Raw genomic sequence first — 11,575 nt, 5'->3', positions numbered from 1 at the left:
TATAGAAAGAAAACCGAAGGAGACACCATGTTTTATACTTATCTACGTGGGCTAGTTATGCTGATTCTCTGGTCAATCAACGGCAATGCCCATTATCACAACACTGATAAAATACCTAATCAAGAAGAAAATTATATCCTTGTTGCTCCCCATCGTACTTGGTGGGATCCTGTCTACATGGCTTTTGCAACCAAACCCAAACAATTCATTTTTATGGCTAAAAAGGAACTGTTTTCAAACCGTATCTTTGGTTGGTGGATTCGTATGTGTGGTGCTTTTCCTATTGATAGGGAAAATCCTAATGCCTCAGCTATTAAATATCCAATCAACGTCCTCAAAAAAAGCGACCGTTCTCTTATTATGTTTCCAAGCGGTAGTCGTCATTCTAACGATGTCAAAGGCGGGGTTGCCCTAATCGCTAAAATGGCCAAGGTCCGTATTATGCCTGTTACTTATACTGGACCAATGACTTTAAAGGGACTTATCAGTCGTGAACGTGTTGATATGAACTTTGGAAATCCTATTGATATTTCAGATATCAAAAAAATGAATGATGAGGGAATTGAAATCGTGGCAGACCGTATTCAAACGGAATTTCAACGGTTGGATGAGGAAACAAAACAATGGCATACAAATACAAAACCAAACCCTCTCTGGTGGTTTATTCGTATCCCTGCCCTAATCCTAGCTATCTTTGTGGCATTCTTTACCATTATTTTTAGTTTTATCGCAAGTTTTGTTTGGAATCCAGACAAAAAACGAGAAAAACTACAATAAACTGATTGAGGCTTAAGGTTTATCAACCTTAAGCTTCTTTAGATCATAATATCAGTCGAATTCTTGTAAATCTAAGCCAATATTGACAAAAATTTGAATCTGTAGTATACTTTTTTGGTAAGCTGATTTAGCTCAGTAGGCAGAGCGCATCCATGGTAAGGATGAGGTCGCCGGTTCGATCCCGGCAATTAGCATCTTTTATCCGTCCCATTATTAGGGGACGGATTTTTCTTGACATTTTCTCTCGCTTATAGTAGAATAGTCTCTGCGATGAGTCGATAAGTAGCGAGAGCTACTATTGAGCATAAGGAGGTCATAACGCAGGAGCGGACCTTGAGAAATTGTGTGAACCAGTTTCTCACATGGAGATGCCTCTCATACTTTCTGGTTTTGCCAGAAAGTTTTTTTATTATCGCGAATATTACTGATTCAGATGACATTTTGACAATTTGCAACATCAAAAAAACCTATCAACCAAGCCATATAGCTTGATATGATAGGTTTTTTAATGTTAGATTAACGTACTGTACGAATACGCATTGTATTCGTACGAACTGCTTCACCAAGTGGCACACCAGCAACGATAATCATATCATCACCAGATTGAACCAAACCTTGTTCAACAGCAATTTTTTCAGCAAGATCAAACATGTCGTCAGTGTTTGATGGACGATCAGTAGTTACAGGAATAACACCCCAGTTCAACATCAATCCACGTTGTGTCAATTCGTCAAATGTGATAGCTAAGATATCAGCATCAGGACGATATTTAGAAATCAAACGAGCTGTGTGACCTGTCTTAGTAATAGTTACAATCAGTTTAATGTCCATTGAACTTGTTGCATCTTTAACTGCAGAAGCCATAACTTCAGTCTTAGAGTGACGTTCAAATAGATCTGAGTTCAAACGACCGTACTCGTTAAGAAGAGTTTGAGCGTTCTTGTCGATTGTAGCCATTGTTGTAACTGATTCAAGTGGGTATTTACCGTTTGCAGATTCACCTGAAAGCATTGTTGCGTCTGTTCCGTCGATAACAGCGTTAAATACGTCTGATACTTCTGAACGTGTTGCACGTGGTTTTTCAGTCATTGTTTCAAGCATGTTTGTCGCAGTGATAACAACTTTACCAGCTGCGTTCACCTTTGTGATAATGATTTTTTGGTAAACTGGAACCATTTCAAATGGTACTTCAATACCCATATCACCACGAGCAATCATGATACCATCAGCAGCTTCAATGATTTCATCCAAGTTGTCGATACCTTGTTGGTTTTCAATCTTAGCGAACAATTGAACGTGACCGTTGCCAGTCTCTTCACAGATTGCACGAACTTCGTTAACATCTTTTGCAGTACGTACAAATGAAATAGCGATGAAGTTGATTCCTTGCTCAAGACCAAAGCGAATGTCTGCATTATCACGCTCTGCAAGTGCTGGGAATGGAATCTTAGTGTTAGGAATATTTACACCTTTTTGTTTTGCGATGATTCCGTCATTTTCAACTTCAACTACAAATTCACGGTTAGTAGCATCTTTTTCTACAACGCGAAGACCCAATTTTCCATCATCTACCAATACTTGGTGCCCAACTTCAACATCATCAAAGATGTCAAGACCACCAGCAACGTTCAAAGCGATTACTTCACGAGTTGATTTAATACCTTGTTTTGTAGCAACACGGATTGTTTCACCAGTTACGTATGAATACTCTTTAGCGTCACCTTCGAACAATTCAGTACGAATTTCAGGTCCTTTTGTGTCAAGAAGGAAACCAACTTTTTGACCAGCAATTTCTTCTGCACGTTTAACAGTAGCCATACGCTCACCTTGCTCTTGGTGGTCACCGTGTGAGAAGTTAAAACGGAATGTATTCGCACCAGCTTGGATCAATTTTGCAATGTTTTGTGCTGATGCTTCAACGTCTAATTTTTCACCCCAGTATCCATCATCACCGAATTTTTTCCCACCACGGATTTCTACCGCAGGACCTAATGTAGCAACGATTTTAACACGTTTGTTCATATTTATAAGACTCCTTTATATAGTACAACTTTGTTGTTTTTTTATTTTAATTATTTGTAGGATTAAGACAAGCTCTTGTTCAAGTAAGATAATTCAACATCTGCTTTATGTGGGTTATTGACAACAATCTTACCTTCAGATGTTAAACTGAACAAAGCTCCCTCTTCTGCTGTTCCAAGAATTGGATTTTCGACCATCTTCTCATTACGGATACCAACAGCTACTCCACCGATTCCTTGTTTAAGGAGTTTAACAGCGTGTGCGCCCATACGAGATGCCAATACACGGTCACGAGCAGTTGGTGAACCACCACGTTGGATGTGACCAAGTTCTGTGACACGAAGGTCACTTGTATCGCCAGCTTCTTTTAGTTTTTGACCAAATTCAGCTGCTGACATGACACCTTCTGCTAAAACGATAATGTTGTGTTTTTTACCGTGTTCATATCCAGCTTTGATGCTTGCTACGATATCTTCAAATTTGAAACCTTCTTCAGGGATGATGATTTCGTCAGCACCTGTTGCAATACCTGCCCAAAGAGCGATATCACCTGCGTTACGTCCCATTACTTCAACAACGAAAGTACGACGGTGACTTGATGATGTATCACGAATTTTATCGATTGCATCCATTGCAGTTGTTACTGCAGTGTCAAATCCGATTGTAAAGTCAGTACCTACGATATCGTTATCGATTGTTCCAGGAAGTCCAATAGCAGGGAATCCATGCTCAGTCAGGCGCATAGCACCATGGTAAGAACCGTCTCCACCAATAACAACAACACCTTCAATTCCGTGTTTCTTCAATTGCTCAATTCCTTTAAGTTGACCTTCTAGTTGTGCAAACTCAGGATAACGAGCTGAGTGCAAGAAAGTACCACCACGAGAAATGATGTCTCCCACTGAAGCAGCATCAAGTGGAGAAATTTTACCGGCAACCATACCAGCATATCCATCATAGATACCAAATACTTCCATGCCTTCTGAAAGGGCTTGACGAACTACCGCTCGAATAGCAGCATTCATACCTGGGGCATCTCCCCCACTTGTTAAAACAGCAATACGTTTCATTTGGTTTTTGCTCCTTTTTCCTTTAACATTCTCCCTGATTATATCACAATTAAAATGAAAATTCTTCTATTTTCCGTAAATTTTAACGATAAATCGTTTTCATAACAATCCCACTCAAAGATTCTTCTAAAGCTATATCTTTAGCGACAAAATAGCTTGAAGCAAGGACAGTTTTTTGATCTTCTTCATAGCGAATAACGACAGGTATCTGACCTTCATATTTTTCTAAAATATGATAAATTTCTTGGTCATGGTCATGATTGGCTACCTGAATCCAAAATCGTTCATGAACTGCTTCTTTAAGATTGTTTAATATGAACTGGAGCTTCCCATCTCGAGATTGGACCTTACCATTCATATAGTAAAATTTTCCTTCTTGTAGCTGGTCTCTCATTTGGTGATATCGCTCTGAAAAAACAGTTACTTCCATTTTTGTTTTACTATCACTGACTTTCAAAAAGGCCATATTTTCACCTTTTTTTGTTCGAATAACACGAATCGATAGAATCTCAACGAGCACTGTAGCTGTTTGTCCCTCAGATAAGTCAGATAAGCTAGTGATAGGATAGATGGCTTTTTTAGCTAAAGCAACTAAAGGATGCTGACTGATCCCCACACCTAACCATTCCTGCTCTTTTTGGAATTTCTCAATTTCAGTGTAATCATCTGCTTCTGTCCAATTATAGTTGCTGTCTGCAAAAAGGCTTCCTAACTCTTCCACAAAAATAAATAAAGTAGGTAAGTTGGATAAGATTTTTTTCCGATTCTTCTCAAATTTATCGAATAAGCCAGTCTCAATCAAGGGAGTTAATAAACTTATTTTTTGATAATTTTTCGGCAATCGTGTGATAAAATCTTCAACACTAGAAAATGGGCGATTCTCAATAATCCAATAGGCAAAATCGCGAGGCATTCCCTTAATACTCTTAAGACCTAGATGAATTGTCTTATCTGCTAACTTATCTTGAAATAGAACTGTATTAATAGATAAAGGAGCAAGTTCAAAGCCCATCTCCAGAGCATCTACAATATAATCACTACTCGCATAGTTCAACATCACTTGATAGAAAATTGACGGATAATGTGTTTTGAAATAGGCAAGTTGAAATGCCAAAGCTGCATAGGCATAAGCATGCGAACGGTTAAATCCGTAGCCCGCAAATTTTTCCATAACTGCAAATACTTGCTGGGCTTGCTCAGCAGTATGACCTTTTTTAAGTGCACCTTGAATGAAACTTTCTTCCATCTGATGCATCTCAGCAGCATTCTTTTTCCCCATAGCCCGGCGCAAAATGTCAGCCTTACCTAGGCTAAAACCAGCGTAACGCTGAGCTACTTGCATTACCTGCTCCTGATAGAGCATAATCCCATAGGTTGGTGCCAAAATATCTTCTAGAATAGGATCAAGTACAGTGACTTTTTCCTTACCATGCTTTCTTGCAACGAAGTTGTCAATATAATCACTAGCTCCTGGTCTATTTAAAGAAGTCGTAGCAACCACTTCTTCAAAGTTCTCAGGTTTCACTCGTTTAAGAAGACGAATAGCTCCTGGTTGTTCAAATTGAAAGATCCCTTTTGTTTTACCTGCAGCAAAGAGAGCCAAAGTTTCTTTGTCTTCAAGGTCAATCTCCTCAATCTTCAAGGATATTCCTTGTGTCTTAAGCAATAACTCTTGCATTTTTTGAACAAATGTTAAATTTCGTAGACCCAAGAAATCCATCTTCAGAAGACCATTGCCTTCGACTCCATGAGCATCATACTGAGTAATCAGCATATCCTCACCATACTTAAGTGGAATGTAATCCGTTAGGGTTTTATCGCTAATAACTACACCCGCAGCATGAATGGAAGTTTGTCTCGGATAGCCTTCTATTTTTTTAGCGATTTCAAAGGCCTTTTGATATTCTATTTTGCTTTGAATCAACTGCCTAAAACTAAGATTTTTAGTATAGGCATCAGTCAGAGTATCCTTTGGTCCAATTTTTTTGGTAATGGCAGTCAATTCATACTCTGGAACACCATAACGTTTAAATATATCTCGGATGGCTTGCTTGGCTCCAAAGGTTGAATAGGTGACAATCTGAGCAGCATGGATACTACCATAACGGTCACGAACATAGCGAATAAACTCTGGACGATAGATATCTGGAATATCAATATCTATATCTGGCATGGTATAACGTTCACGATTTAGAAAGCGTTCAAAGATTAGATTTTTAGCTACAGGATCAATTCCTGTAATATCCAAAGCATAGGCTACAAGACTCCCTACAGCAGAACCACGTCCCATTCCCATATAATAACCTTGAGAACGACCAAACTGTAAAAGATCTCCAACCACCAAGAAATAATCATCAAATCCCATGTCGTGAATAACTGACAATTCTTGATTTAAACGATTTTTATAAACTTCAGACGTTAGTCCTTTGACTTCTAAACCTTTTTCTGCTTTTTCTCTAAGCTCCTCTACAGCAGGTCTCTTAGCATTAAATCTTGGAAGTTTAAGACTGCTATCAATCTTATACTCGGTTTCTTTAGTCAGTAACAGTAAATTTTCTACAGCCTTGGGGAATTTTTCTCGAAAAACTTGTTCTAAACGATGAGCAGGTATAAACAAGCCCTGTTGGGACTGTATGTCTACTTCACGAAGAGTCACATTTTCCTTGATAGCCTTTAGCATTTGTAGTGTTTCTACATCTTCTGCTTCAAATGAATTTACACGGTAAAGAGGGAAAACAGGACGGGAGAAATCCCTTTGAGGACTATCTGGAAAAACTCCAATATAATAATCACATCCGAGATCTAGTTGGTCAAGTCCATCAAAGTAGGGAACAATAATACAAATATCCTTTAAATTAGAAGAAAAATCAGTCCATTCCTTTTTTCCTCTCATCTTTAAAGTAGAAAGTTTCATGAGTTGTTGGTAACCATGGTTAGATAGTGCTAGAAAGCGGAGATTGACGGGATTTTCTTCATGGTAGACTGTCATTTCAAGACCTAAGAGTGGTTGAATACCTTGCTTTTGACACTCTTTAATAAAATAATAGGCTCCATAAAGATTATCCACATCCATAATTCCTAAAGATCTATAGCCATATTCTTTTCCGATAGAGACATATTTTTCAATAGAAACCATGCTCTCCATAAAGCTATATACCGTTTTTGTATCTAGTTGGGCAATCACTCACTACCACCTCCCTTATTCTCTTTATATTATACCATTTTAGAAAATAGAAACACAATTTCTTTCTAATCATTAAACTAAAAAACCATAGCCTAAAAGGCTATGGTTTTATGTTATGAAATAAGTTCGAAGAAGAGTTGCGCCTAGCTTTTTTAACTTAGTTACTTGTATCTTTCGTTAAAAATATCCCGATTAGAACTAGGACTAGTGAGAGATAAGGAAAAACCCTAAACATCTGCCAATCCGGGTCGAATGCTAAAAGTCCGGAAAGCAAATAAAATCCTGCACTCGTATACAAGACCGTTTTATTTACTTTCTTGATTCCTACCCTTGTTAAGATAGTTGCTATAGCGTAAGCAATTAAATTAGGACCTAGAAAAATCAAGAATACAATTCCCCATGGACCATCAACTAAAGCAATAGATATAATTAGAAGAATATAGGTAAGAGCCAAATAAAATGAGAAAGATAGAAGAGCCGAAGGTTTCTTGACAGCTTTTGGACCATTCTGCATATCTTCCACCGAATTATTTTCTACAATTAGTTTATCTTCTTCTTTGTTTAGCTCTACATTTGGTTTTTGGTCTGACATCTTTTTCTCCCACTAATTTGTTTCATTATTTTTATTATATCCCAATTTGTCAAATTAAGCTAGATAGAAAAAGCCATCTATGTTAGTTTCTTTCAGACAAACGCTCACATTTGTCTGAAAGAAACTAACATAAATGACCTACACTTATCTTACTACAAATGAACTTGTAATGATAGAGGCTTATTACCAAGAAGGTAAAAAGGTTTGTGATATTGCAAAGTCAATTGGAAGAGCGCAACCAACCATTTTAATCTTATCTATTTTCTGAAAACCAGTCATTCGACTTATGACTATTATCAACTCTACAAAGCCAACAAGAGCCATTGTGACCGAAAAAGCACCCAGTTCACCAGACCAGTACAAGAGTTTATCCAATCCATCACTTTTGATTACGGAAAGGAATTCTCGAATTGGAAACCAAATTCTAACAAACAGGACATTTACATTTTCTTTGTGGTTCCTGGTTGACCTGACTAAATGAACATTCTAGCGGTTTATGCAGATAGATTTCAGCATACTTTCTCAAACACTCTTATCAGCTGTAGCTGATAAGAGAAATCAAATCCCAAGGAAGTCCTTAAACTACCAACCTCCGTATCAAGTTTTTCTGAGGCAGGTGAAATTGTCTAACTCAATTTGACAAATGAGGAGTTTTTATTATTTTTCACGAATCACTTCTACCTTGTATCCATCTGGATCTTTGATAAAGTAATAATTAGGTTGAGTTCCTGGAAGTCCTTTAGGTTCCGTTACTTCGTAGCCCTTGTCGCTATGCTCTTTATGTAAAGCCTCAAGGTCAGGTGTACTTAGGGCGATATGAGCAAAACCGTCACCAACAACATAAGGGCCGTGATCATAGTTGTAAGTCAACTCCAACTCATAATCATCACCCTCAAGTCCTAGATAAACAATAGTGAAAGCATAGTCTGGAAAGTCTCTACGACGTAATTCCTTAAAACCAAAAGCATCTTGATAGAAAGCAATTGATTTTTCAAGATTTTCTACTCGCAAGCAAGTGTGTAACATTTTTGAAGCCATTTTTTCTCCTTTGTTTAAAAAAGACTGGGACAAACTTGTACCAGTCTTATAATTAATTATTTACCAAGTTTTGCTTTAGCTGCATCTGCAAGAGCTGTGAAAGCTGCTGCATCGTTAACAGCCAAGTCAGCAAGCATTTTACGGTTAACTTCGATCTCAGCCAATTTCAAACCATGCATCAATTGTGAGTATGAAAGTCCGTTCATACGAGCTGCCGCATTGATACGTGTGATCCACAATTTACGGAAGTCACGTTTCTTTTGACGACGGTCACGGTATGCATAGTAGTAAGAGTTCATTACTTGTTCTTTTGCAGTACGGAACAAGATGTGTTTAGCTCCATAGTAACCTTTTGCTAATTTTAAAATACGTTTACGACGTTTGCGTGATACAACGCCACCTTTAACACGTGCCATTTATATTTCCTCCAAATATTTCCTAGAATTCTTTACTTACAAATACGCGATTATTTCAAGCGAGTAAGCATTGCTTTGATACGTTTGAAATCTCCTGAATGCACCATAGATGCTTTACGAAGATGACGACGTTGTTTCTTAGTTTTTCCGTGGAAACGGTGAGAAGTGTAAGCACGGAAACGTTTAAGTCCACCAGAACCTGTACGTTTGAAACGTTTAGCTGATGCGCGGTGTGTTTTTTGTTTTGGCATGATTTTTTCTCCTTTATTTGACTTTCCGACAATTATTTTTTGTCAGTTGCTGGTGCCAACTGCATGAACATTTGGCGACCATCCATTTTAGCACGTTGTTCAATGATAGCAATATCTTGTGTTGCTTCAGCAAACTCGGCTAAAACTTTTGCACCAATCTCTTTATGGGTGATCATACGCCCTTTAAAGCGAATGGATACCTTCACTTTGTTCCCTTTTTCAAGGAACTTGCGAGCATTGCGAAGTTTAGTTTCGAAATCACCCTTGTCGATAACTGGGCTCAAACGAACTTCTTTCACGGTCACAACGCTTTGTTTTTTGCGTTGTTCTTTTTGTTTCTTCTGGTACTCAAATTTGAACTTGCCATAGTCCATAATTTTCGCAACAGGAGGTTTAGCTTGAGGTTGAATAAGAACCAAGTCCACGTTCGCTTCATCCGCAAGTGCTTGCGCTTCACTAAGTGGTTTGATACCTAATTGCTCACCCTCTAGACCGATTAAGCGAACTTCACGTACACGAATTTCATCATTGATGAATAAGTCTTGCTTTGCTATGGTTTTCACCTCTTTTTTTATTTTAGAGAAAAACAAGAGCGGACTTGCTAACGCAAATCCGCACTACATGATTATAGTTCATTTCTGAAACTTGATCCGTAGGGGCCAGACAACGTTAGTCGCAAGGCGAGAAGTTCTCACTTCTGCTTTTCTCAACTTTTATATCATATCAAGTTTTCCCTAGTTTGTCAAGATAAAAGTTATTTTTTTCTATCTTTAAATTAAAAATCTATAAAAGCCTATAGTCATCATTCACTACTCACGAGAATAATAGACATGATGAGGTTGCAATCGAGAATTGAGAAGTTCTGAAACGGTCACAAAACTATAACCTTGTTCTTTCAAATACTCAATAACTCGTGGAAGCGCATTGATCGATGGTTGATGGATATCATGCATCAGAATAATAGATCCATTGCTAACTTGGTGCTGAATTTCTGTTAAAATTTTTGTTTCATTCAGACTCTTCCAATCCAAACTGTCTACATTCCACAATATATAGCTTAAATCTATACCGTTTCGAATATCATCAGAAATTGCTCCATAAGGCGGACGCATCAATTTAGAACTAGTTCCAAGAACACTGGTAATTGCAGATTCTGTATCTGTAATTTGTTTCTTTGCATCTTCTAGAGAAAGTTTCGTCAAGACTGGATGGTTCCAACTATGATTACCTACCTCATGTCCTTCTGATTTCATTCGTTTTAGAATAGACTCATTACCAGCTATATTCTTCCCTTGCACAAAGAAGGTTGCTTTTATATGATACTTGGCTAAGATATCCAAAGCTTGAGGAGTCGTATTCCCATCTGGGCCATCATCAAAGGTTAAAGCTACAACTTTTTTATGCTTTTCACCTTGAATAGTCTCATATAGTTTAGCATCTTTTTCTGATAAATAAGCTACATTAATCAGTTCAAAATAGTCAGAAATAAGAAGTCCAATTCCTTCTGCGTTTCCAGTTTGGTTTATCGGGTAAAGGATAAGTTGACTATCCTTGTAGGCAAATTTCCAATTAGATAAATCCGTGTTCGAAAAGTCAGCTATAACTTGATTTACAAGTGTTTGCTCTACTTTCTTATCAAGAAGAGCTGATTTAATATCCTCTAATAATTTTCCTTTAGCTGTCGAAGAATCATTGAAGAATTGATCAAGAGTGAAGAGATTTCCATCTTCTTTAAGATACAGCTGATTTAAGGTTGTATTCTCCAATTCTACAACATTAGAATTCGACAAATCATAGACTTGTTTTTTTACTAGTCGATTTTCAATTCCTCTGAAGGAAGAATCTCCTTTTTCTGAATAATAGAAAATCAGATGCTCTTTTCCTTCTACCTTATCTGTGATATCTTTTATCATGACATCTTTTACAGAGGTAATAATACTATCTCCACTCATTGGATAGTAGGTAATAATCTCTGATTTATCTTTGCGGAAATGATCTTTTTGACTACCTTGATAATAAGCACTATCTTTTTCAGATATTAATGCTTCAATCTTTTGTGCAAAATTCTGTTTAGTTAGTACTTTGTGGGTGATTGCCCCACCTAAAGCAAGTATTATGAAAAATAAAAGTCCTACAAGGAAGCCTAATTTCCCATTATTCTTGTTATCTGTCTTTCGGGTTGTTCTCTTTTTTGTCATAGTCTTATCATATCAAATTTAAACTAT

10 protein-coding genes, 1 tRNA gene, 1 pseudogene and 1 other annotated feature are annotated in these 11,575 nt (G+C 37.4%); of the genes and pseudogenes, 3 read left to right on the top strand and 9 right to left on the bottom strand.

Features of this window, described 5'->3' with window-relative positions; all coding sequences use genetic code 11:
• Positions 1–27 precede the first annotated feature (27 nt).
• Both PAN07_RS03105 and PAN07_RS03100 read left to right on the top strand, forming a co-directional pair.
• Entirely contained in the window at positions 28–777 is a 750-nt protein-coding gene (locus tag PAN07_RS03105) for a 1-acyl-sn-glycerol-3-phosphate acyltransferase (protein ID WP_269797015.1), read from the top strand.
• A gap of 121 nt (positions 778–898) precedes the next feature.
• Positions 899–971, top strand: a tRNA-Thr gene (locus PAN07_RS03100).
• Positions 972–1,293: 322 nt separating this feature from the next.
• Here the strand turns inward: PAN07_RS03100 and pyk are convergent.
• The 4 genes from pyk to PAN07_RS03080 all read right to left on the bottom strand — a co-directional run bounded on the left by pyk (position 1,294) and on the right by PAN07_RS03080 (position 7,645).
• Positions 1,294–2,799 carry a pyruvate kinase gene (gene pyk / locus PAN07_RS03095; RefSeq protein WP_269797014.1) on the bottom strand — a complete coding sequence of 502 codons (1,506 nt, stop codon included), beginning with the start codon at positions 2,797–2,799 and terminating at the stop codon, positions 1,294–1,296.
• Between the two features lie 62 nt (positions 2,800–2,861).
• Positions 2,862–3,869 carry a 6-phosphofructokinase gene (gene pfkA / locus PAN07_RS03090; protein WP_269797013.1) on the bottom strand — a complete coding sequence of 336 codons (1,008 nt, stop codon included), beginning with the start codon at positions 3,867–3,869 and terminating at the stop codon, positions 2,862–2,864.
• Positions 3,870–3,951: 82 nt separating this feature from the next.
• Positions 3,952–7,053 carry a DNA polymerase III subunit alpha gene (locus tag PAN07_RS03085; protein ID WP_269797012.1) on the bottom strand — a complete coding sequence of 1,034 codons (3,102 nt, stop codon included), beginning with the start codon at positions 7,051–7,053 and terminating at the stop codon, positions 3,952–3,954.
• Between the two features lie 157 nt (positions 7,054–7,210).
• Positions 7,211–7,645 carry a hypothetical protein gene (locus tag PAN07_RS03080; protein WP_269797011.1) on the bottom strand — a complete coding sequence of 145 codons (435 nt, stop codon included), beginning with the start codon at positions 7,643–7,645 and terminating at the stop codon, positions 7,211–7,213.
• A 133-nt stretch (positions 7,646–7,778) separates the two neighbouring features.
• On the opposite strand from PAN07_RS03080, the pseudogene PAN07_RS03075 reads away from it, so the two are divergent.
• Positions 7,779–8,285 (top strand): annotated as a pseudogene (locus PAN07_RS03075) (hypothetical protein).
• A 17-nt stretch (positions 8,286–8,302) separates the two neighbouring features.
• Here the strand turns inward: PAN07_RS03075 and PAN07_RS03070 are convergent.
• The 5 genes from PAN07_RS03070 to pgdA form a co-directional block, all read right to left on the bottom strand.
• Complete coding sequence (locus PAN07_RS03070; protein WP_269797010.1) at positions 8,303–8,683, bottom strand: VOC family protein; 381 nt, start codon at positions 8,681–8,683, stop codon at positions 8,303–8,305.
• Between the two features lie 56 nt (positions 8,684–8,739).
• The gene (gene rplT / locus PAN07_RS03065) at positions 8,740–9,099 is read right to left on the bottom strand and encodes a 50S ribosomal protein L20 (protein WP_000124834.1); all 360 of its coding nucleotides are present in this window, start codon (positions 9,097–9,099) and stop codon (positions 8,740–8,742) included.
• Between the two features lie 50 nt (positions 9,100–9,149).
• A complete protein-coding gene (rpmI, locus tag PAN07_RS03060; RefSeq protein WP_001125942.1) occupies positions 9,150–9,350 on the bottom strand; it encodes a 50S ribosomal protein L35 in 201 nt (66 codons plus the stop codon).
• 32 nt (positions 9,351–9,382) lie between these two features.
• Positions 9,383–9,913 (bottom strand): translation initiation factor IF-3, encoded by a 531-nt coding sequence (infC, locus tag PAN07_RS03055; protein ID WP_000848177.1) that lies wholly within the window; start codon positions 9,911–9,913, stop codon positions 9,383–9,385.
• Between the two features lie 15 nt (positions 9,914–9,928).
• Positions 9,929–10,059, bottom strand: a sequence feature (ribosomal protein L20 leader region).
• Between the two features lie 100 nt (positions 10,060–10,159).
• Positions 10,160–11,548 (bottom strand): peptidoglycan-N-acetylglucosamine deacetylase PgdA, encoded by a 1,389-nt coding sequence (pgdA, locus tag PAN07_RS03050; RefSeq protein WP_269797009.1) that lies wholly within the window; start codon positions 11,546–11,548, stop codon positions 10,160–10,162.
• Between the last annotated feature and the right edge of the window lie 27 nt (positions 11,549–11,575).

The organism is Streptococcus sp. SM5 (assembly GCF_027497975.1).
Note: the sequence above shows the minus strand (reverse complement) of the source record. Positions and strands in the feature narration are given on the sequence as shown.

Bases quoted from the DNA above. Each gene is read 5' to 3' on its own strand.
- PAN07_RS03105 (WP_269797015.1), top strand. From the start codon at position 28: ATGTTTTATACTTATCTACGTGGGCTAGTTATGCTGATTCTCTGGTCA.
- pyk (WP_269797014.1), bottom strand. From the start codon at position 2,799: ATGAACAAACGTGTTAAAATCGTTGCTACATTAGGTCCTGCGGTAGAA.
- pfkA (WP_269797013.1), bottom strand. From the start codon at position 3,869: ATGAAACGTATTGCTGTTTTAACAAGTGGGGGAGATGCCCCAGGTATG.
- PAN07_RS03080 (WP_269797011.1), bottom strand. From the start codon at position 7,645: ATGTCAGACCAAAAACCAAATGTAGAGCTAAACAAAGAAGAAGATAAA.
- PAN07_RS03070 (WP_269797010.1), bottom strand. From the start codon at position 8,683: ATGGCTTCAAAAATGTTACACACTTGCTTGCGAGTAGAAAATCTTGAA.
- rplT (WP_000124834.1), bottom strand. From the start codon at position 9,099: ATGGCACGTGTTAAAGGTGGCGTTGTATCACGCAAACGTCGTAAACGT.
- rpmI (WP_001125942.1), bottom strand. From the start codon at position 9,350: ATGCCAAAACAAAAAACACACCGCGCATCAGCTAAACGTTTCAAACGT.
- pgdA (WP_269797009.1), bottom strand. From the start codon at position 11,548: ATGACAAAAAAGAGAACAACCCGAAAGACAGATAACAAGAATAATGGG.